Source organism: Streptomyces vilmorinianum (assembly GCF_005517195.1).
GTDB classification, from domain to species: domain Bacteria; phylum Actinomycetota; class Actinomycetes; order Streptomycetales; family Streptomycetaceae; genus Streptomyces; species Streptomyces vilmorinianum.
Map to the genome: position 1 here is coordinate 56,396 of NZ_CP040244.1, position 20,478 is coordinate 76,873.

The following is a 20,478-nucleotide window of genomic DNA, read 5'->3' on the forward strand; positions in this document are numbered from 1 at the left end:
TCCCCGCGCCCCAGGAAACCCGCGGTCAGCGACGCTCGTCGCCCTCCGCATCGGCCCCAGCCTCCCCAGCCTCGGCCTCAGCCTCCTTGGCTTCCTTGGCCTCCTTGGCCTCCACCTCAGGATCGAGAGCCCCCGTCGGCGGCGACGTCAGGGACGACGGTTCCGACTCCTCGTCGACCTCGGTAGGAGCGGGCGGTTCGACCAGCCAGTCCGGGTTGGCCTGCTTGTCCCACCACTTCCACGCGAAGAAGGCGGCGCCGACCAGAAGACCAAGGCCCGCGAGTCCCTTGGCGAGGCGTCCGGCCCTGGCCCGACGCTCGTGTTTCCTCACGATCTTCCTGATCTCCTTCGGTGTCACCTGCCCGCGCAGCGCGGCCCAGGCGGCCACCGAACGCGCTCCGGCCTCGTCGAGAACGGGACCGGTCGCGGCGACCGCGTTCTCCACGCGAGGAACGGTGTAGTCGGCCGCCTGACGGGCGGCCTTACGGGTGACGACCGCGGCGCGATGCGCGGCCTCGTCGACCCGCGGCGGTACATGCGGTGCGACATAGCAGTCGTACTGCACACGAGCTTGCTTACGGGCCCGCTTGGCGGCCTTCGAGACTTTCGGCGCGAGCCGGACGCGTGCCTCGTGCGCATAGTGCGCGGCCTGGTCCTTGGCCGTACCGGCGTACTGCACGGCCTGGTCCTTGGCCGTGCCGGCATAGGGCGCCACCACTTCCGCGGCGTGCAGCACGCTGTCCTTGGCCGAATCGGTCGCGGCGCGCACGCTGTCCATCCGGGTCACGGGATCCTCCTACTCGGTGGCGGTGTCGGTTTTTCGCCTTTCCACCCTTTTCGAAATCATGCCTGTCCGATCGTGGTCCGGCATGCGGGGCGGGCATACGGGGCATGGCCCTGTCTCTTCCGTGCGAGGATGCGATGCGCGTCAGTGGAGACTTACGGAAGGCGGACCGTGGCCGAGCAGCTCTACGCCACTCTCAGGACCAACCGGGGCGACATCGAGATCCGGCTCCTGCCGAACCACGCCCCGAAGACGGTCAGAAACTTCACCGAACTCGCCCAGGGCGAGCGTGAGTGGACGCATCCGGCCACCGGCAAGGTCGCCGCGGACCGGCTGTACGACGGCACCGTCTTCCACCGGGTCATCGAGGGCTTCATGATCCAGGGCGGGGACCCGCTGGGGAACGGCACCGGCGGTCCGGGCTACGAGTTCGCCGACGAGTTCCACCCGGAGCTCTTCTTCGACCGCCCCTACCTGCTCGCCATGGCCAACGCCGGTCCGGGCACGAACGGCTCGCAGTTCTTCATCACGGTCGGGGCCACGACCTGGCTGAACCGCAAGCACACGATCTTCGGCGAGGTCGTCGGCGCGGAGAGCAAGAAGGTCGTCGACGCGATCGCCGCGACGCCGGTCAACGCGAACACCAAGCGCCCCCTCGACGACGTGGTCCTCGAGTCCGTGGTGATCGAGACCCGCTGACCCGCTGACCCGCGGACCCGCGGACCGGCGGACCGGCGGACCGGCGGACCGGCCGCCCCGCTGACCCGCTTGGCCGTCGGCCGGTCCCGCCAGGGAACCTTTCCGCCCCGCCCGTCCGTATCAGGAGGGCGGGGTGCTGCCTCGCCGCCCCCATCTCCTCGGGAGGGACCTCCATGGAGCCGCAGTCCGGCCTGCCGCGCTGTTACCGCCATCCGGACGTCGAGACTGGCATCCGCTGCACGCGCTGCGACAAGCCGATCTGCCCGCAGTGCATGGTCTCCGCGTCCGTCGGCTTCCAGTGCCCGGACTGTGTGCGCAACGGCTCCGGCACGGGCCACGCGCCCGACGCGAACCAGCCCCGTACGCTCGCCGGCGGGCGGGTGGCGGCGGACGGCCGCTTCGTCACCAAGATCCTCATCGCGATCAACCTGGCCGTCTTCATCGCCGTCCAGGTGGCCGGCGACCGTCTCGTGGACGAGCTGTCGCTGATCGGCCTCGCGTTCAGCCCGGGGCTCGGCGAGGTGGTGGGCGTCGCCGACGGCGAGTGGTACCGGCTGCTGACCTCCGCCTTCCTCCACCAGGAGATCCCGCACTTCGCGTTCAACATGCTGGGCCTGTGGTTCATCGGCGGCATCCTCGAACCGGAGCTCGGCCGGATCCGCTACACCCTGCTCTGTCTGCTCTCCGGTCTCTCCGGATCCGCGCTCGTCTATCTGATCGCCGCACCGAACCAGCCCTCGCTCGGCGCCTCGGGCATCGTCTACGGCCTGATCGGCGCCTGGGCGGTGCTCGCCCGCCGCCGCCGGTCCGAGATGGGACCCGTCGTCCTCTTCGTGGGCCTGTCGCTGCTGCTGACGTTCACCCGCCCCGGCATCTCCTGGGAGGCGCACGTCGGCGGCCTCGTCGGCGGCGCCCTGGTGGCCTACGCCCTGCTGCACGCGCCGCGCGCCCGACGGAACCTCGTGCAGTACACAGCCTGTGGACTGGTGCTCCTGATCGACCTGGGCATGGTCCTCGCCCGCACCGCCGCGCTCACCTGAGCGACGGGGGCTGTGGACGAGCTTCTCGCAAAGCTTTCCCCAGAGTTATCCACAGCGCGTGGCGGATCCTGTGCACCCCGTGGAGAACACCAGTGCCCAGCGCCTCTGAGCTGGGCTTTTCCTCCGGAGGTATGGCAAGGGGCGCTCTCGCGACGAGAGCGCCCCAGTCACACCGGCGTCAACCTACCGCTGAGTTATCCACAGATCTTCGTAAGTTATCCAGTGCTGTGCACAACGCTGTGGATAAGTGAGGGGCAGAGCTTGACGAGCAGGGTGGCCCGACGCTACTTCCACTGCGTCGAGACGCCGAACCCCGCCGCGATGAAGCCGAAGCCCACGACGATGTTCCAGTTGTTGATGGACTTCACCGGCAGCGTGCCGTCGGTGACGTAGAAGACGACGATCCACACCAGCCCGATCAGGAACAGCGCCAGCATCACCGGTGCCACCCAGCTGCGGTTGGTCAGCTTGATGTTGGTGGCCTGCTTGGCGGGCGGGGGCGTGAAGTCGGCCTTCTTGCGGATACGTGACTTCGGCACGAGGGACTCTCCTGTCGATGCGCTGCGTGACCGCGCAGGGAACTGTGGCTGGCGCCGGGGTGGGACGGCTGGGTGACGTAGGAGGACCACTGCGTCCCCCGGGCGTCCGTTAGCGTAGTGGTTCCGCGGCACCGAAGGGGATCAGGGTACGTTGATCAATTCCGCCGACTCTTCCAGCGGGCCGGGCCGACCCCCGAGGTGGCGGCCCGTCCGGGTGCTGACGGCTGCCGTTTTCGCCCTCGCCGGGCTGATCTTCGTCACCAGCTTCAACACCGCCAAGGGCACCAACATCCGCACGGACGCCTCGCTGCTGCGGCTCTCCGACCTGATCGAGGAGCGCAGCCACAAGAACGCCGGCCTCGACGAGTCCACGGCCGCCCTGCGCGCCCAGGTCGACGGCCTCGCCGCCCGCGACGACGGCTCCACCGAGGCGGAGGACGCGCGCCTGCGCGCCCTGGAGGCGGCCGCCGGGACCACCGAGACCTCCGGGCCCGGGCTGACCGTCACCCTCAACGACGCCCCGCCGAACGCCCAGGCCGCCCCCGGCTACCCCGAACCCCAGGCCAACGACCTCGTCATCCACCAGCAGGACCTCCAGGCCGTCGTGAACGCCCTGTGGAAGGGCGGCGCCCAGGGCATCAAGGTCATGGACCAGCGGCTCATCTCGACCAGCGCCGTGCGCTGCGTCGGCAACACGCTGATCCTCCAGGGCCGCGTCTACTCGCCCCCGTACAAGATCACCGCCGTGGGCGACCGGGGAAAGCTGAACAAGGCGCTCGCCGACTCGCCCGCCGTCCAGAACTACCAGCTGTACGTGAAGGCCTACGGGCTCGGCTGGAAAGTCGACGAGCACAAGGCGGTGACTCTTCCCGGCTACTCCGGCACAGTGGATCTCCACTACGCGAAGCCGGTGAGCTGACGCCTGGGAGAGCCGATGCGACTGCTCGTCAGAACGTTCAGCGAGCTCTGCATCACCATCGGCACCCTGATCGTCCTCTTCGTCGTGTACGTGATGTTCTGGACCGGCGTCCGGGCCGAGGGGGCCACGGCCGGCCAGATCGACACCCTGGAACGGGAGTGGGTCGAGCAGCCCGTCCCCGACGCCGCCGCGGCACCGCCGCCCCCGAAGGCGTACACGCCCGGCCGGGGCATCGCCGTCATGTACATCCCCCGCCTCGGCAAGGACTGGGAATGGCCCGTCCTGGAGGGCACCGCCACCGCCACCCTGAAGAAGGGCCTCGGCCACTACCCCGCCACCGCCCGCCTCGGCGGGACCGGCAACTTCGCCGTCGCCGGCCACCGGCGCACGTACGGAGATCCGTTCAAGGACTTCCCCCGGCTGCGCCCGGGTGACGCGGTCGTCCTCACCGACGGCACGACCTGGTACACGTACACGATCGCGCGGAAGCCGTACCGGACCGTCCCCACCGACATCGGCGTGATCGACCCCGTACCCCCCAAGTCCGGCTTCGACGGGCCGGGCCGCTATCTCACCCTCACCACCTGCGAGCCGGAGTGGGGCAGCAGCCACCGGCTGATCGCCTGGGCCCACCTGGACGCCACCCGCCCTGTGACGCAGGGCAAGCCACCGGCTTTGACCGGCTGACCCCTCATGGCGCCGATGCCCCGTACTCTGGTGCCCGTAACGAACGGAAGGGGCAGCGGACGTCATGTACGGCTGGATCTGGCGGCATCTGCCGGGCAACGCGTGGGTCCGGGCGATCATCTCGCTCGTACTCGTCCTCGGCGTGGTCTACGCGCTCTTCCAGTACGTGTTCCCCTGGGCGGAGCCACTGCTTCCGTTCAACGATGTGACGGTGGACGGCCAGTGAGCGCGCGGATTCTCGTCGTCGACAACTACGACAGCTTCGTCTTCAACCTCGTTCAGTACCTCTACCAGCTCGGTGCCGAGTGCGAGGTGCTGCGCAACGACGAGGTCGAGCTCGGCCACGCACAGGACGGCTTCGACGGCGTCCTGCTCTCGCCCGGGCCGGGAGCGCCCGAACAGGCGGGTGTCTGCATCGACATGGTCCGCCACTGCGCCGCGACCGGTGTGCCGGTCTTCGGCGTCTGCCTGGGCATGCAGTCGATGGCGGTGGCGTACGGCGGCGTCGTGGACCGCGCCCCCGAGCTGCTGCACGGCAAGACCTCGCTGGTCACGCACGAGGGCAAGGGCGTCTTCGCGGGCCTGCCGTCGCCGTTCACCGCGACCCGCTACCACTCGCTGGCCGCCGAGCCCGCGACCCTGCCGGACGAGCTGGAGGTCACGGCCCGGACGGACGACGGCATCATCATGGGGCTGCGCCACCGTGATCTGGCCGTCGAGGGAGTGCAGTTCCACCCCGAGTCGGTGCTCACCGAGCACGGTCACCTGATGCTCGCCAACTGGTTGGAGCAGTGCGGCGACAAGGGGGCGATCGGCCGGTCGGCGGGGCTCGCGCCGGTGGTGGGCAAGGCCGTCGCGTGACGGCGGGGTCGCCGTGGTTCCGGGCGACGAACCTGCCGGAACCGGAGCCAGAGCCGACAACGGCGTACGAGAGCCCGGCGTACGAGCCGATAGCGGACCCCGAGCCGGCGTTCCCTGAGGCGACGGTCCCCGAGGCGCCGTACGAGCCGTACGAGCCGTACGAGACCGCCTACGAGCCCGTCTACGAGCCCGTCTACGAGCTCCCCGAGCCGCGGGACGAGACGATGCCCCTGCGGACCGTGGAACAGGCCGTGACGCCGCCTCCCGGCCCCGGCAGGGCCGAGCGCCGGCGCGCCGCCAAGGGGAAGGGCCGCCGAGGCGCGGCGGCTGCCGCGTCCGCGCCGGCCGCGGAGACGCCCGCGGCCCCGCTGTCCCGCGTCGAGGCCCGCCGCGCGGCGCGCGCCGCGAAGGAGAGCGTCGGGGTCGTCGCCAGCCGGGTGGTCGGCGAGCTGTTCATCACCTTCGGCGTGGTCATGCTGCTGTTCGTCACGTACCAGCTGTGGTGGACGAACGTCCGGGCCGGCCAGCAGACCGACAAGGCCAAGGAACAGATCGAGGAGGCCTGGTCCCAGGGCCGCGCACCGGGCGCCTTCGAGCCGGGTCAGGGCTTCGCCATCATGTACATCCCCAAGCTGGACGTGGTCGTCCCGGTCGCCGAGGGCATCAGCAAGCCGAAGGTCCTGGACCGGGGCATGGTCGGCCACTACGGCGAGGGCAAGCTGAAGACCGCGATGCCCTCCGACAAGCAGGGCAACTTCGCGGTGGCCGGCCACCGCAACACGCACGGCGAGCCGTTCCGGTACATCAACCAGCTGAAGAGCGGCGACCCGATCGTGGTCGAGACCCAGGACGCGTACTACACGTACGAGATGGCGAGCATCCTGCCCCAGACCTCGCCGTCGAACATCGCGGTGATCGACCCGGTGCCGAAGGGATCGGGCTTCCAGGGTCCGGGCCGGTACATCACGCTGACCACGTGCACCCCCGAATTCACCAGCACGTACCGCATGATCGTGTGGGGAAAGCTGGTCGAGGAACGCCCGCGCAGCAAGGGAAAGCCGGACGCGCTCGTAGGCTGAGACCCGACCACCCCGACACCTCCACACTTCCAGACGGGACGACGTAGTGGCACGTGCGCGCAACCGGATCGCCGGAGTCATCAGTGTCTTCGGCGAACTCCTCATCACCGCGGGCCTGGTGCTCGGTCTCTTCGTCGCCTACTCCCTGTGGTGGACCAACGTCCTGGCCGACCGCGCCGCCGGCCGCGACGGCAACCAGGTCCGCGACAACTGGGCGGCCCAGGGCCCGGGCGCGCTGGACACGAAGGACGGCATCGGCTTCCTGCACGTACCGGCGATGGGTGACGACGAGATACTCGTCAAGAAGGGCACCGACAGCGAGACGCTGAACAACGGCGTCGCCGGCTACTACACGGCCCCGATCAAGTCGGCCCTCCCGCAGGACAAGCAGGGCAACTTCACACTGGCCGCGCACCGGGACGGGCACGGGGCGAAGTTCCACAACATCCACAAGCTGAAGAGCGGCGACCCGATCGTCTTCGAGTCCAAGGACACGTGGTTCGTCTACAAGGTCTACAAGACCCTGCCGGAGACGACGAAGTACAACGTGGACGTCCTCCAGCCGGTCCCGAAGGAATCGGGGAAGAAGCAGCCGGGCCGCTACATCACGCTGACGACGTGCACGCCGATGTACACCTCGGACTACCGCTACATCGTGTGGGGCGAGCTGTCCCGCACGGAGAAGGTGGACGCGAACCGGACACCACCGGCGGAGCTGCGCTAGCCGCGACTGCCCCTCACAGGAAGAGCCCCGGCATCCTCATGGATGCCGGGGCTCTTCCTGTGGGACGTGCCGGTGCGGCTAGTCGAAGAAGCCGCCGCCGTCCCTCTTCTCGGTCTTCACGTTGACCGGCTGGTTCGGCTGGCCCTGTGCGCCGGGCAGGGGATCCTGCTGCCGGATCCGGGCGTCACCCGCGTCGGAACCGTCGATGCTGCCGAGCTGGTAGCCGCTCGCGGCCAGCGTCGTGCGGGCCTCGTCGAGGGTCTGGCCGATGATGAAGGGCACCGGCTGCGTGTTCTGCTGCGGGCCCTTGGAGACCTTCAGCGTGATCTGGACGTCCTTGGGCTGGTCCGTGTTGCCCTGCGGGTTCATGCCGACGACCGTGTTCGCGGGCTGCTCGGAGTCGACCTCCTGCCTGGCGACGTTCTCGAAGCCGAGCGTCTTGAGGTCCTGGACGGCCTGGTCGAAGAGGCGGCCCGTGACGTCGGGCAGCTGCGACTTCTCCTTCTTCGCCACCGTGATCGTGACCGTGGAGTTCTTCTCCGCGTTGGTGTTGCCCGCAGGGTTCTGCCGCAGGACCTGGCCCGGGTCCTCGTCCGACTCCTCCTGCTTGACCTCGACCTTGAAGCCCTTGTCCTTGAGGAGCTGCTCCGCGCTCTCCTGGGACTTCTCCGTCACGTCCGGGACCTCGACCTGCGGCGCGCCCTCGGAGACGACGACCGAGATCGTCTCGTTGACGTCCATCTTCGCGACGCCGTCCGCGACCGGGACCTGGCTGCAGATCGTGCCCTTGGGCTGCTCGCAGCGCTCCGCGCCCGACTGCGTGACCTTGACCTGGGCGTTGGCCGCGAGGCCCTCGGCCTCCTTCAAGGTCTTGCCGACCAGCTGCGGCACGGGCACCTGGTCCGTGCCCTCCTTGCCGTCGAAGATCGATTGGCCGATCAGGATCGCTCCGACCAGCACCAGGATGCCCGCGAGCACCAGCAGGATCGTCGAGGTGTTCGACTTCTTCTCGCGGCGGCGACGGTCCGGGCGGTCGTCGTAGCCGTAGCCGCCGTCGTCCGGGTTCATCGGCGGGAGCATGGAGGTCTGGCCGGCCGGGTCGGTCTGGCGCAGGGCCGTCGTCGGCTGGTCGTCCGGCGCGTAGCCGCCGTAGCCGTTGCCGTAACCGCCGCCGTACCCCGCCGCACCCATCGCCGCGGCCGCCGCGACCGGCTGGCCGTCGAGGCAGGCCTCGATGTCGGCGCGCATCTCGTCCGCGGACTGGTAGCGGTAGTCGGGGTCCTTGACCAGCGCCTTCAGGACGATGGCGTCCATCGAGGGCGTGATCTCGGGGTCGAAGTTCGACGGGGGCTGCGGCTCCTCCCGTACGTGCTGATAGGCGACCGCGACCGGGGAGTCGCCGACGAACGGCGGCCGGACGGTCAGCAGCTCGTACAGCAGGCAGCCGGTGGAGTACAGGTCGGAGCGGGCGTCGACCTGCTCGCCCTTGGCCTGCTCGGGGGAGAGGTACTGGGCCGTGCCGATGACGGCCGCGGTCTGCGTCATGGTCATGCCCGCGTCGCCCATGGCGCGCGCGATGCCGAAGTCCATGACCTTGACCTGACCGGTCCGCGTCAGCATGACGTTCGCCGGCTTGATGTCACGGTGCACGATGCCGGCGCGGTGCGAGTACTCCAGCGCCTGGAGGATGCCGACCGTCATCTCGAGCGTGCGCTCGGGCAGCAGCTTGCGCCCGGAGTGCAGCAGCTCACGCAGGGTCGAGCCGTCGACGTACTCCATCACGATGTACGGGATGGAGACCCCGTCGACGTAGTCCTCGCCGGTGTCGTAGACCGCGACGATCGCCGGGTGGTTGAGCGAGGCGGCCGACTGGGCCTCACGGCGGAACCGGGCCTGGAAGGACGGGTCGCGGGCGAGGTCGGCCCGCAGCGTCTTCACGGCGACGGTGCGGCCGAGCCGGGTGTCGTGGGCGAGGTAGACCTCTGCCATGCCACCACGGCCGAGCACCGAGCCCAGCTCGTACCGGCCGCCGAGGCGACGCGGCTCTTCCATAGCTAATCCAGCCCTCTCCGTCTGTCCCGACCGCACCCGTGTGTGGTCCGGCGGTGTGCTGTTCGCGCAAAGGCTACCGGCCACAGGAAGGCGTTCCGCCCGCGACCGGCACCTGATACAGGACCGGTACCTGGCCGCTGCCCGCCGGTGCCCGGGCGCAAGGTCAGCTCCGGCTCTTCAATACCGCCTTCATCACAGCCTTGGCGATCGGGGCGGCGAGACCGCCACCGCTGATGTCCTCACGGTCCGTGCCCGCGGAGTCCTCGACGATCACGGCGACCGCGACCGGGGAGCCCTCGGCGGTCTTGGCGTAGGAGATGAACCAGGCGTAGGGGCGCTTGGCGTTCTTCTCGCCGTGCTGGGCCGTGCCGGTCTTGCCGCCGATCTTCACGCCGTCCATGTCGAGGTCGGCGTTGCCGCCCGTGCCGTTCTCGACCACGTTCTCCATCATCGTCTGGATCAGCTGGGCGTTCTGCTGCGACAGCGGACGGCTCATCTCCTCGGGCTCGTTCCGCTTGATCACGTCGAGGTTCGGGGCGCGCAGCTCCTCGACCATGTACGGCTGCATGAGCTTGCCGTCGTTGGCGATGGCCGCCGTGACCATGGCCATCTGGAGGGGCGTGGTCGCGGTGTTGAACTGGCCGATCGAGGAGAGCGCGTTGCCGCCGCGGTCCATCTTCTTGTCGTAGACGGAGGCCGCCGAGCGGACCGGGGTGAACTGCTCGGCGTTGAAGCCGAACTTCTCGGCCGTCTCGATCATCGCGTCGCGGCCGACCTCGTCACCGAGCTTGGCGAAGACCGAGTTGCAGGAGACCCGCAGCGCCTCGTTCAGGCTGGCGTTCTTGCAGCCGCTCGCGTGGTTCTTCATCGGCACCCTGGAGAGCGGGATGTTGTACGGCTCAGGGGTGTCGGTCGGCGCGTCGATGTCCGTGATCTTGCCGTGCTCCAGCGCTGCGGCCGCCGTGACGACCTTGAAGACGGAGCCGGGCGGGTAGATCTCGCGCAGCGCGCGGTTGAGCTTCGGCTTGTTCTTGTCGTTCTCCAGCGCGATCCACGCCTTCTCGTCCTTCGCCGAGTAGCCCGCGAAGGAGGAGGGGTCGTACGAGGGGGTGGACGCCAGCGCGAGGATCTTGCCGGTCTTCGGCTCGATGGCCACGACCGCGCCCGTATTGCTGCCCAGGCCCTCGAAGGCGGCCTTCTGCGCGGCGCCGCTCAGCGTCGTGACGACGTCGCCGCCCTTCTTCTCCTCGCCCGTGAACATCGACAGGGTGCGGTCGAAGAAGAGCCGGTCGTCGTTGCCGGTGAGGATGCCGTCCTCGATCTTCTCGATCTGGTTGGCGTCGTAGGCCTGCGAGGCGTAGCCGGTCACCGGCGCCCACATCGGGCCGTCGACGTAGGTCCGCTTGAACCGGTAGTACGGGTCCTTGGAGTCCACGGAGCCGGTGATGGGCTTGCCGTCCACGATGATGTTGCCTCGGACGTTGGCGTACCGCTCGATCGTGACGCGCCGGTTCTTCGGGTGGGCGTTCAGCTCGTCGGCGCGGACGTACTGGAGCCAGTTGTCCCGGATCAGCAGGGCGAGGACCAGCAGGCCGCAGAAGATCGCGACCCGGCGCAGGGGCTTGTTCACGGACGGACCACCTGGGTCATTTCGGCGTCGGGGGACGGGGCGGGGGCGGGCGCCGGGCGGCGCGCGGTGTCGCTGATCCGGATCAGGATGCCGATCAGGGCCCAGTTGGCGATCACGGAGGAACCGCCGTACGCGAGGAACGGCATGGTCATACCGGTCAGCGGGATGAGGCCCATCACACCGCCGGCGACGACGAAGACCTGGAGCGCGAAGGCGCCGGACAGGCCCATCGCGAGCAGCTTGCCGAACGGGTCGCGGGCCGCCAGGGCCGTGCGGACACCACGCTCGATGATCAGCCCGTACAGGAGCAGGAAGACCATGACGCCGGCCAGGCCGAGCTCCTCGCCGACGGTGGCGAAGATGAAGTCGGAGTTGGCCGCGAAGCCGATGAGGTCCGAGTTGCCCTGGCCGAGGCCGGTGCCGAGGATGCCGCCGGAACCGAAGGACATCAGCACCTGGGTCATCTGGTCACAGGCGGCGGCCATGTTGGAGCCCTCGGGCGCCGTCTTCAGGCACTCGAACGGGTCGAGCCAGGCGGCCACGCGGGACTTGACGTGGGTGGCGGTGGAGCCGACCACCACGGCACCGGCGGTCGACATCAGCAGACCCATGACGACCCAGCTGGTCCGCTCCGTCGCCACGTACAGCATGATCACGAACATGCCGAAGAAGAGGAGCGAGGTACCGAGGTCGTTCTCGAAGACCAGGATGAGGAGGCTGACGGCCCAGATGGTGAGGATCGGGCCGAGGTCACGGCCACGCGGCAGGTAGAGGCCCATGAAGCGGCGGCTGGCCAGGGCCAGTGCGTCCCGTTTCACCATCAGATAGCCGGAGAAGAAGACCGCCAGGATGATCTTGGCGAACTCGCCGGGCTGGATGGAGAATCCGGCGACGCTGATCCAGATCTTGGCACCGAGGACGTCGGCACCGAGGCCCGGTACCAACGGCAGCAGCAGCAGGACGAGGGCCGCCACCATCGAGATGTACGTGTAGCGCTGGAGGACCCGGTGGTCCTTCAGGAGCAGCAGGACGCCCACGAACATGGCGACGGCGATCGCCGAGTACAGCATCTGGCTGGGGGCGTCGGGGCTGAACGTCTTGTACCGGTTGATGATGCGCGGCGACTGGTCCAGGCGCCAGATCAGTACCAGGCCCATCCCGTTCAGCAGGGTCGCCAGCGGCAGCAGCAGTGGGTCCGCGTACGGCGCGAACTTGCGCACCACGAGGTGGGCGACGCTCGCGAGCAGGCCGAGCCCGAGCCCGTACCCGAGCATGCCCGCGGGCACCTCGCCGTCGATCGCCAGGCCGACGTTGAGGTACGCGAACACCGGGATGGCGACGGCGAACGCGAGCAGCGCCAGCTCGGTGTTGCGGCGGCTCGGCGCCTCGATGGCGCCGATCGTGGTCGTGTTGGTGACAACGCTCATGGTGGTGAAAGGCCCCCTACGGGTGCTTACTGCTTGCCGCAGTTCGAGGCCAGCTTCTGCTCGTCCTCCGTGAGGGTGGGGCCCGGGGAGGGAGCGGCTGTGGTGGGCTTGGAATCGGGCGGGGTCGAGCCGTCCGCGGGCGGCTGGCTCGCCTGGTCCGCGGCCTTCTCGGCGGCCTCACGGCGCTGCTCGGCCTTCTTGCAGGCCGAAGCCTGCGCCGCCAGCTCCGCGATCTTCGTCTGTGCCTTGCCGAGGCTGCCGCCGGCGATCGTGTCCTCGACCTGCTTGCGCTGGTAGGGCGGCAGGTACTTGAGTTCGATCTCGGGGTGATCCTTCTCCACGTCCGAGAGCGAGACCCAGGCCAGGTCCTGGCTGATACCCCGGTACAGCGCGACGTGCTCGTCCTTGGAGCCGACGTAGTACTGCGTCTGCGTCCAGCGGTAGCCGCCGTACGCGCCGCCGCCGAGCACACCGAGCGCGAGGAGCAGGAAGAAGCTCCGCTTCAGCCACTTCCGGCCGGTGCGCGGCTTGGCGTACTTGTCGAAGTCCTCGTCCGTGTAGGCGCCGAACGAACCCTGCGGCGGCATGCCGCCGTAGCCGTGGTCGTCGCCGCTGCCGGGCGGGCCGAAGCCGCCCGCAGGGGGCTGCTGGTGCGGCGCGGGGCGGCCGAGCCCGGAGGCGCGGCCGGCCGGGGTCTGCATCGCCCCGCCGTCGTTCGGCTGCGCCTGGTTCTCGGCGACCGCGCCGACGATGACCGGGGTGTCGCTGAGCTGCCCGGCGAGCGTGTCGCCGCCGTCGACGTCGAGGACGTCGGCGACGATCACCGTGATGTTGTCGGGGCCGCCGCCGCGCAGCGCGAGCTGGATCAGCTCCTGCACGGTCTCCTGCGGACCCTGGTAGCTGGCGAGGGTGTCCTCCATCGTCTGGTGCGAGACGACGCCGGACAGACCGTCGGAGCAGATCAGATACCGGTCGCCGGCCCGGACCTCACGGATGGAGAGATCGGGCTCGACATGGTCGCCGCTGCCCAGCGCGCGCATGAGGAGGGACCTCTGCGGGTGGGTGGTGGCCTCTTCCTCGGTGATCCGGCCCTCGTCGACGAGCCGCTGCACCCAGGTGTGGTCCTGCGTGATCTGCGTCAGCACACCGTCGCGCAGCAGGTACGCCCGCGAGTCGCCGACGTGCACCAGGCCCAGGCGCTGACCCGTCCACAGCAGGGCGGTGAGCGTGGTGCCCATGCCCTCCAGCTGCGGGTCCTCCTCGACCATCATCCGCAGCTGGTCGTTGGCGCGCTGCACCGCGGCGCCGAGCGACGTGAGGATGTCGGAGCTGGGGACGTCGTCGTCGAGGGTGACGAGGGTGGAGATCACCTCGGAGGAGGCGACCTCACCGGCGGCCTGGCCGCCCATGCCGTCGGCGATGGCGAGCAGCCGGGGTCCGGCGTAGCCGGAGTCCTCGTTGCCCTCCCGGATCATGCCCTTGTGCGACCCGGCGGCGAAGCGCAGTGACAGACTCATGCGCACCTGCCCTGTCGACGCCGCCTCGGGGTACAGCCGGTCTCGAGCCACACTGCCCACCCTCCGGTCGGGAGCCGGTGCCGGTCCGCGGTCCGGACCCGACGATCCGCCGCGCGGCCCGTCGTGGGGACCGCCTCGGCCCGCTCGCTCCGCTCGCACTCATACATGACGTAGCACTACTTCCGCAGCTCGATGACGGTCTTGCCGATGCGGATCGGCGCGCCCAGCGGAATCGGTGTGGCGGTGGTGAGTCGGGTCCGGTCGAGATACGTGCCGTTGGTGGACCCGAGATCCTCGACGATCCACTGGCCGTCCCGGTCCGGGTAGATCCTGGCATGCCTGCTGGAGGCGTAGTCGTCGTCCAGCACGATCGTCGAGTCGTGGGCACGGCCCAGCGTGATGGTCTGCCCCTGCAGGGCGACCGTCGTGCCGGTGAGCGTGCCTTCGGAGACGACCAGCTTCGTCGGGGCGCCGCGGCGCTGGCGGCCTCCGCCCGCGTTCTGCTGTCCGCGCTGCTGCGGCGGCGTGGCCGCCTGGCGTGCGTTCTGCTGCGGACGGGCGTCCTGGCGGCGCGAACCGCGCTGCGTGACACGCGTGCCGAACAGGTCGCTGCGGATGACCTGGACGGCCACGATCACGAACAGCCACAGAACGGCCAGGAAACCCAGCCGCATGACCGTCAGGGTCAGCTCTGACATTGCCCCCGCTTCACCCTTCGGCTTGCCGGTAAACGATGGTGGTGCTGCCCACGACGATCCGCGAGCCGTCGCGGAGCGTAGCGCGGGTGGTGTGCTGCCCGTCCACCACGATGCCGTTGGTGGATCCGAGATCCTGGATCGTCGAGGGCGTTCCGGTCCGGATCTCGCAGTGCCGGCGGGAGACGCCGGGATCGTCGATCCTCACGTCCGCGTCGGTGCTGCGGCCAAGGACCAGGGTCGGGCGGGAGATCTGATGGCGGGTGCCGTTGATCTCGATCCACCGGCGCACCTGGGCGCCGGCGGCGGGCATGGGGCCGGGCCCGCCGGCCGTGGGACGGCCTGCGGTGGGTGCCTGGCCGGGCCGCTGCATGCCGGCCGCGCCCGGCGGCGGGGCCGCGGGCATCGGCGGGACAGCGGCCGGCGGGTAGCCGTAGCCGCCCGGTGCGCGGCCCTGCTGGGGGCCGGCGGCGGGAGCCTGCTGCTGTGACGAACTCGACGCGAGCGTGCGGCTGCGTACGCGGTACAGACCCGTGTCCAGGTCGGCGGCCTTCTCCAGGTGGACCTTGATCGGGCCCATGAAGGTGTAGCGCTGCTGCTTGGCGTAGTCCCTGACCAGGCCGGCGAGCTCGTCGCCGAGCTGGCCCGAGTACGGGCTGAGGCGGTCGTAGTCCGGCGCGCTCAGCTCCACGATGAAGTCGTTGGGGACGACGGTCCGCTCGCGGTTCCAGATCGTCGCGTTGTTGTCGCACTCGCGCTGGAGAGCGCCCGCGATCTCGACGGGCTGGACCTCGGACTTGAAGACCTTGGCGAAGGTGCCGTTGACCAGGCCTTCGAGCCGCTGTTCGAAACGCTTCAGGACTCCCATGGGGCACCTCCTCCGTCGTTGCCGTCCTGGTACTGCTTACTGATCGTATCCACGCGTCGGGAAATCGGCTGGTTCCCCTTCTCTGCCCTGTGGACGAGTGTCACCTCTCACAGACCTTCCCCATGGATCGTAGAGGCGGCCCCTGGACAGTGTCCCGCACCCGGGGAGCGAGCAGGAGGAGTGGGGCGCGACGGCGGGGGCGGTCCGTCCCGTTCCTCCCGTTACCCGGCCGCTCCCCTCTCCGTCTCCTCTCCGTCCGCTCTCCGTCTGGGCCTCGTGTGCTCTCCGTCTGTCCCTGTTCGCTGGGACAGGGGGCCAAACAAACGGATGTGAATCCACGGTCTGCGACGTGCTAATCTTCAGATGTCGCCAGGCGATCGCACCGAAAGGTGAGGAAGCCCGGAGCACACCCAATGCGCGGGTGGCGGAATAGGCAGACGCGCTGGATTCAGGTTCCAGTGCCCGCAAGGGCGTGGGGGTTCAACTCCCCCCTCGCGCACCAGACGGAAGCCCCGTAGGTCATCGACCTACGGGGCTTCCGCGTTATCTGGCTCACAGTCACAGTCACAGTCACAGTCACAGTCTTAGACGAGACGTTCGTCGCGGTGGGGCGAGACGAAAGAGAGCCGCGGGCGGGGCGCGGCGCTGCCTAGGGTGCGAGCGTGGACGCGTCTTCGAAGATCAGGGCCGGGATCGGCGCCGGATGGACATGGTTCGCGGCGCCCGGGATGTGGTCGCGGCGCAGGACCGCCGGCGAGGCAGTGCTCGCCGTCGTCATGGCGCTTCTGGCCGCCGGCACCGAGGAACTCCTGGGCGGCGAAGGATGGTGGCTCGCCGCGGTGGCCCTGGCCGCCGCCGTGCTGTCGCTGCTGCGCCGCCGGCTGCCGGCGAGCATCCTCATCGTCACCGGGGGACTCGCGCCCCTGATCCCCGGCTTCTTCGTGCTGCTGATCCTCGTGGGCTGGTCATCGGGCCGGTACATCGCCGGCGCCGGGCGGGCACTGATCGCCTACACCGTCGCGTACGTCCTGAACACAGCCGCGAGCCTGGTGGAGACCTGGGACCTGCAGCGGGCTCTGACCATCGTGTTCATGTCCACGCTCTACTACCTGGGGACGACGCTGGCACCCGGCCTCGCCAACCGGTACTGGACCCAGCGCAGGACCCTGCTGCACGCGCTGCAGGAGCGCAACGCACAGCTGCTGCGAGAACGCGTGATGGTGGCGGGACAGGCCCGCCTGCGGGAGCGGCAGCGGATCGCGCAGGACATGCACGACAGCCTCGGACACCAGCTGGCGCTGATATCGGTGCACACCGGAGCCCTGGAGGTCGACCGGGAGCTGACCGGCCGGCAGCGCGAGGCGGTGGCGGTGCTGCGCAACGCCTCGGTGACCGCGATGCACGAGCTGCGCGAGGTCGTCGGCATCCTGCGCGACGGCGTCGAGGCACCGGCCGACGCCCCGCCCGCGGTGACGGGGGCCGGGGCGGGGACGGGGATGGGGACGGTGGGGGCGACGGGCCTGCCGGTACGGGCCGGCGACGCATCGGGACGGGCGGCGCGGGGGACCGCCGGTATCGAAGGGCTCGTCGAGGCGGCGCGGGCGGCGGGGAACCGGGTGGAGCTGCGGCGGCGCGGGGAGTACCAGCCGCTGCCGCCGGCCGCCGACCACGCCGCGTACAGGATCGTCCAGGAGGCGCTCACCAACGCCTACAAGCACGCGCCGGGCGCGCTGATCGGCGTCGAGGTGCGGTACGAGCCTGACGCCTTCGTCGTGGAGATCGTCAACGAGGAGGCCGCGCACCCGCCACGGGACGTGGTCAGCGGCGGGCAGGGCCTGACCGGACTGTACGAGCGGGCCCGGCTCGTCGGCGGCATGGTCCACGCGGGTCCGGCGGACGGCGGAGGGTTCCGGGTCGCCGGGGTGCTCCCCTACGGGGTGGTGGAAGCCGCGCCTTTGGTCGATGCGGCCGACGACTTCCGGCAGCAGTCGACGAAGCCCGTGGTGGGCGACCTTGGTCCGGTCACGGTCGGACCGGCCGACTGGACCTTCACCGAACGGGAGCTGGCGATGGCGATGCGCGGGGGCAGGAGCAAGGGCGGCGGGATCGCGCTGGGATGTGGGATCGCCTTCGCGGCCCTCGTGCTGCTGCTTGTGGCGGGGGGCTTCGGTATCTACTTCCTGATGGGCTCGATGCAGAAGGGGATGATCGACCCCGGTGAGTACGACGCCGTGAAGGTCGGCACGGCCGAGCAGGAGGTCCGCGACCGGCTGCCCTCCGGCGACACGATCGCCACCACCGGGCTGCACGGCAAGGGACCCAAGGAGCCCGAGGGGTCGAAGTGCCTGGTGCTGATGTCCTCGGAGCTCGGGAGCAGCCTGGAGTCCGAGCCGGTTTTCCGGTTCTGCTTCAAGGACGGCAAGCTGATCGAGAAGAAGTCGTACGAGGTCACGCGCTAGCGCTGACCCGCCCGAATCGGTAGCCGTGGGGGAGTAGCTGTGGCAGGGCAGCGCATCAGGGTCGTGATCGCCGATGACGAGCCGCTGATCAGGGCCGGGATCCGGATGATCCTCACCTCCGACCAGGACATCGAGGTGGTGGCGGAGGCGGCGAACGGCCGGGAGGCGGTCGAGCAGGCGCGGGCACACGCCGCCGACGTCGTGCTGCTCGACATCCAGATGCCGGTGCTCGACGGGCTCTCCGCGCTGCCCGAGCTGCGCCGGGCGGCGCCCTCGACGCGGGTGATCGTGCTGACGACCTTCGGTGAGCGGGAGAACGTGCTGCGGGCCCTGGAGCACGGGGGTGCAGGGTTCCTGCTCAAGGACACGGCTCCGGCCGAACTGATCCGGGCGGTACGGGCCGCGGCGGCGGGAGACGCGTACCTCTCGCCCGCCGCCACCCGGCACGTGGTGGAGCAGCTGGCATCGGGGCGGGAGGCGACGCGCGCGGAGCAGGCCAGGGGGCGCGTGGCGGCGCTGAGCGAGAAGGAGCGCGGGGTCCTCGCGCTGCTCGGGGAGGGGCTGTCCAACGCGGACGCGGGGCGGCGCCTGCACATGAGCGAGGCCACCGTGAAGACGTACGTCAGCCGGATCCTGGCGAAGCTGGGATGCGAGAACCGGGTACAGGCGGCGCTGCTCGCACGCGACGCGGGGCTGTGACGCTCGGTCGTGGAGCCCGGCGGTGCCGGCGGTGCCGGCGGTGCCGGCGGTGTCGGCGGCGCCGGCGGCGTCGGCGGCGCCGGCGGCGTCGCAGCGGACCAGGCACGCGGCGACCCACCAGGGGCGGTTGTCCACAGGCGGTTGTCCACAGGGGGAGACGGCCCACTGAACCCGGCTGTACCTTCATGCCCAGTTGATGTTGGACAGCGTCGTACGAACGTCGTGCGAACGTCGTACGAAGTCGGGGGAGGACGTCCCATGGGCGAGATCCGGGCAGCGGTACCGGGACAGCGAGGCACGGACAGCGGACGCGTTCCGCACGTGCCCGGATTCGCCCCGCGGGCCGCCGCGGGAGCGACGCACTCCCCCAAGGACCACGGCAAGGCCCTGCGGCAGCGCGTCCCGCGCTCCACCCACGCCACCCTGACCCTCAGCGCGGACCGGCCCGACGCGGTCCGGGCCGTCGAGGAGTCCAGCCGCGACCGCGTACCGGAACTCGCCCCCATACGGGTCGGGAGAATGGCCGCCAGCCCCTTCGCGTTCCTGCGCGGCTCCGCCGGACTCATGGCCCACGACCTCGTCGGCTCCCCCGTCACCGGCGTCGCCGCCCAGATATGCGGCGACGCGCACGCCGCGAACTTCGGCCTCTACGGCGACGCCCGCGGCCGCCTCGTCATCGACCTCAACGACTTCGACGAGACCGTCGTCGGCCCCTGGGAATGGGACCTCAAGCGGCTGGCCACCTCCCTGGTGCTCGCCGGACGGGAAGCGGGCGCCGACGAGGACACCTGCCGCGCCGCCGCGTTCGACACCGTCGGCGCCTACCGGCGCACGATGCGGCTGCTCGCCCGGCTCCCCGCCCTCGACGCCTGGAACGCCATCGCCGACGAGGAACTCGTCTCCCACACCGACTCCCGCGACCTGCTCGGCACCCTCGAACGGGTCTCGGCCAAGGCCCGGAACAACACCAGCGCACGGTTCGCCGCCAGATCCACCGAATCCGTGACCGACGCCGACGGCACAGGACGGCGGTTCGTCGACGCGCCGCCGGTGCTGCGCCGGGTCCCGGACGAAGAAGCGGCGGCGGTCGCCGCCTCGCTCGGCCCCTACCTGGCCACCGTCTCGGAGGACCGGCTGCCGCTGCTCGCCCGCTACGCCGTCCACGACGTCGCCTTCCGCGTCGTCGGAACCGGCAGCGTCGGCACCCGCTCCTACGTCGTGCTGCTGCTCGACCACCGGGGCGAGGCCCTGGTCCTCCAGGTCAAGGAGGCACGGCCCTCGGCCCTGCTCCCCCACCTCCCGGCCGTCGGCTTCACCGTCCAGGACCCGGGACACGAGGGACGGCGCGTGGTGCTCGGCCAGAAGCGGATGCAGGTCGTCAGCGACATCCTGCTCGGCTGGACCACGGTGCAGGGGCGCCCGTTCCAGGTGCGCCAGTTCCGCAACCGCAAGGGCAGCGTCGACCCGGCCGCCCTCGTCCCGGACCAGGTCGACGACTACGGCCGCATGACCGGCGCCCTGCTGGCCCGCGCGCACGCCCACAGCGCCGACCCGCGCCTGATAGCCGGCTACTGCGGAAAGAACGAGGAGCTCGACGAGGCCATCGCGGCCTTCGCCGTCGCGTACGCGGACCGCACCACGGCGGACCACGCCGACCTGGTGACGGCGGTGAACAACGGCCGGACAGCGGCCGAGCTCGGAGTGTGACGGCCGACGCCTGCCTGAACCACGGGCGGCCGACGGCCACGGGGGGATGGGGGCGGGGCGGGGGAGGGAGGGGGAGGGGGCCCCGCCCGGGG

The 20,478-nt window shown here is 70.2% G+C and carries 19 protein-coding genes and 1 tRNA gene; 12 read left to right on the plus strand and 8 right to left on the minus strand.

The annotated features are described in order from the left end of the window. Window positions 1-25: 25 nt before the first annotated feature. Window positions 26-787 (minus strand): DUF5324 family protein, encoded by a 762-nt coding sequence (locus tag FDM97_RS00275; protein ID WP_137988262.1) that lies wholly within the window; start codon window positions 785-787, stop codon window positions 26-28. 168 nt (window positions 788-955) lie between these two features. Here FDM97_RS00275 and FDM97_RS00280 point away from each other — a divergent pair, with 168 nt between their 5' ends. Then, window positions 956-1,483 carry a peptidylprolyl isomerase gene (locus tag FDM97_RS00280; RefSeq protein ID WP_137988263.1) on the plus strand — a complete coding sequence of 176 codons (528 nt, stop codon included), beginning with the start codon at window positions 956-958 and terminating at the stop codon, window positions 1,481-1,483. 173 nt (window positions 1,484-1,656) lie between these two features. Further along, window positions 1,657-2,523, plus strand: a complete 867-nt coding sequence (locus FDM97_RS00285) for a rhomboid family intramembrane serine protease (RefSeq protein ID WP_137988264.1) — start codon at window positions 1,657-1,659, stop codon at window positions 2,521-2,523. Window positions 2,524-2,807: 284 nt separating this feature from the next. Here the strand turns inward: FDM97_RS00285 and crgA are convergent, their stop codons facing one another. Beyond that, a complete protein-coding gene (crgA, locus tag FDM97_RS00290; RefSeq protein WP_137988265.1) occupies window positions 2,808-3,062 on the minus strand; it encodes a cell division protein CrgA in 255 nt (84 codons plus the stop codon). A gap of 151 nt (window positions 3,063-3,213) precedes the next feature. Between crgA and FDM97_RS00295 the strand changes: the two genes are divergently transcribed. The 6 genes from FDM97_RS00295 (at window position 3,214) to FDM97_RS00315 (ending at window position 7,332) form a co-directional block, all read left to right on the plus strand. Next, entirely contained in the window at window positions 3,214-3,981 is a 768-nt protein-coding gene (locus FDM97_RS00295; protein ID WP_137988266.1) for a DUF881 domain-containing protein, read from the plus strand. Between the two features lie 15 nt (window positions 3,982-3,996). Continuing rightward, a complete protein-coding gene (locus tag FDM97_RS00300; RefSeq protein WP_137988267.1) occupies window positions 3,997-4,668 on the plus strand; it encodes a class E sortase in 672 nt (223 codons plus the stop codon). Window positions 4,669-4,732: 64 nt separating this feature from the next. Beyond that, window positions 4,733-4,894 carry a hypothetical protein gene (locus FDM97_RS35620; protein ID WP_175438989.1) on the plus strand — a complete coding sequence of 54 codons (162 nt, stop codon included), beginning with the start codon at window positions 4,733-4,735 and terminating at the stop codon, window positions 4,892-4,894. Continuing rightward, window positions 4,891-5,529, plus strand: a complete 639-nt coding sequence (locus FDM97_RS00305) for an aminodeoxychorismate/anthranilate synthase component II (protein WP_137988268.1) — start codon at window positions 4,891-4,893, stop codon at window positions 5,527-5,529. Before FDM97_RS35620 ends, FDM97_RS00305 begins: the two co-directional genes overlap by 4 nt. Further along, complete coding sequence (locus tag FDM97_RS00310) at window positions 5,526-6,608, plus strand: class E sortase (RefSeq protein ID WP_137988269.1); 1,083 nt, start codon at window positions 5,526-5,528, stop codon at window positions 6,606-6,608. Before FDM97_RS00305 ends, FDM97_RS00310 begins: the two co-directional genes overlap by 4 nt. A 46-nt stretch (window positions 6,609-6,654) precedes the next feature. Continuing rightward, window positions 6,655-7,332, plus strand: coding sequence for a class E sortase (locus tag FDM97_RS00315; protein WP_137988270.1), 678 nt, complete (start codon window positions 6,655-6,657; stop codon window positions 7,330-7,332). Between the two features lie 78 nt (window positions 7,333-7,410). On the opposite strand, the gene pknB is transcribed toward FDM97_RS00315, so the two are convergent. From pknB to FDM97_RS00345, 6 genes are all read right to left on the minus strand, one after another. Beyond that, on the minus strand, window positions 7,411-9,384 hold the full coding sequence (gene pknB / locus FDM97_RS00320; RefSeq protein WP_137988271.1) for a Stk1 family PASTA domain-containing Ser/Thr kinase: 1,974 nt from the start codon (window positions 9,382-9,384) through the stop codon (window positions 7,411-7,413). A 163-nt stretch (window positions 9,385-9,547) separates the two neighbouring features. Continuing rightward, window positions 9,548-11,014: a peptidoglycan D,D-transpeptidase FtsI family protein gene (locus tag FDM97_RS00325; RefSeq protein WP_137988272.1), complete on the minus strand. Its 1,467-nt coding sequence runs from the start codon at window positions 11,012-11,014 to the stop codon at window positions 9,548-9,550. Next, window positions 11,011-12,441, minus strand: coding sequence for an FtsW/RodA/SpoVE family cell cycle protein (locus FDM97_RS00330; protein WP_137988273.1), 1,431 nt, complete (start codon window positions 12,439-12,441; stop codon window positions 11,011-11,013). The genes FDM97_RS00325 and FDM97_RS00330 overlap by 4 nt, the downstream gene beginning before the upstream one ends. 26 nt (window positions 12,442-12,467) lie before the next feature. Next, complete coding sequence (locus FDM97_RS00335; protein ID WP_137988274.1) at window positions 12,468-13,958, minus strand: Stp1/IreP family PP2C-type Ser/Thr phosphatase; 1,491 nt, start codon at window positions 13,956-13,958, stop codon at window positions 12,468-12,470. 176 nt (window positions 13,959-14,134) lie between these two features. Beyond that, window positions 14,135-14,656 (minus strand): FHA domain-containing protein FhaB/FipA, encoded by a 522-nt coding sequence (locus tag FDM97_RS00340; protein WP_137988275.1) that lies wholly within the window; start codon window positions 14,654-14,656, stop codon window positions 14,135-14,137. A 10-nt stretch (window positions 14,657-14,666) separates the two neighbouring features. Next, the gene (locus FDM97_RS00345) at window positions 14,667-15,521 is read right to left on the minus strand and encodes an FhaA domain-containing protein (protein WP_137988276.1); all 855 of its coding nucleotides are present in this window, start codon (window positions 15,519-15,521) and stop codon (window positions 14,667-14,669) included. A gap of 415 nt (window positions 15,522-15,936) precedes the next feature. Between FDM97_RS00345 and FDM97_RS00350 the strand changes: the two genes are divergently transcribed. The 4 genes from FDM97_RS00350 (at window position 15,937) to FDM97_RS00370 (ending at window position 20,386) form a co-directional block, all read left to right on the plus strand. Beyond that, a tRNA-Leu gene (locus tag FDM97_RS00350) sits at window positions 15,937-16,023 on the plus strand. 226 nt (window positions 16,024-16,249) lie between these two features. Further along, window positions 16,250-17,980 carry a sensor histidine kinase gene (locus tag FDM97_RS00355; protein ID WP_137994573.1) on the plus strand — a complete coding sequence of 577 codons (1,731 nt, stop codon included), beginning with the start codon at window positions 16,250-16,252 and terminating at the stop codon, window positions 17,978-17,980. A 39-nt stretch (window positions 17,981-18,019) separates the two neighbouring features. Beyond that, window positions 18,020-18,679, plus strand: coding sequence for a response regulator transcription factor (locus tag FDM97_RS00360; RefSeq protein ID WP_137988277.1), 660 nt, complete (start codon window positions 18,020-18,022; stop codon window positions 18,677-18,679). Window positions 18,680-18,937: 258 nt separating this feature from the next. Further along, window positions 18,938-20,386, plus strand: coding sequence for a DUF2252 domain-containing protein (locus FDM97_RS00370; RefSeq protein WP_137988279.1), 1,449 nt, complete (start codon window positions 18,938-18,940; stop codon window positions 20,384-20,386). Window positions 20,387-20,478: the final 92 nt, after the last annotated feature.

Coding starts and splice junctions, on each gene's coding strand:
- FDM97_RS00355 (WP_137994573.1), top strand. CDS start 16,250: ATGTGGTCGCGGCGCAGGACCGCCGGCGAGGCAGTGCTCGCCGTCGTC.
- FDM97_RS00300 (WP_137988267.1), top strand. CDS start 3,997: ATGCGACTGCTCGTCAGAACGTTCAGCGAGCTCTGCATCACCATCGGC.
- FDM97_RS00285 (WP_137988264.1), top strand. CDS start 1,657: ATGGAGCCGCAGTCCGGCCTGCCGCGCTGTTACCGCCATCCGGACGTC.
- FDM97_RS00335 (WP_137988274.1), bottom strand. CDS start 13,958: ATGAGTCTGTCACTGCGCTTCGCCGCCGGGTCGCACAAGGGCATGATC.
- pknB (WP_137988271.1), bottom strand. CDS start 9,384: ATGGAAGAGCCGCGTCGCCTCGGCGGCCGGTACGAGCTGGGCTCGGTG.
- FDM97_RS00340 (WP_137988275.1), bottom strand. CDS start 14,656: ATGTCAGAGCTGACCCTGACGGTCATGCGGCTGGGTTTCCTGGCCGTT.
- FDM97_RS00330 (WP_137988273.1), bottom strand. CDS start 12,441: ATGAGCGTTGTCACCAACACGACCACGATCGGCGCCATCGAGGCGCCG.
- FDM97_RS00345 (WP_137988276.1), bottom strand. CDS start 15,521: ATGGGAGTCCTGAAGCGTTTCGAACAGCGGCTCGAAGGCCTGGTCAAC.
- FDM97_RS00370 (WP_137988279.1), top strand. CDS start 18,938: ATGGGCGAGATCCGGGCAGCGGTACCGGGACAGCGAGGCACGGACAGC.
- FDM97_RS35620 (WP_175438989.1), top strand. CDS start 4,733: ATGTACGGCTGGATCTGGCGGCATCTGCCGGGCAACGCGTGGGTCCGG.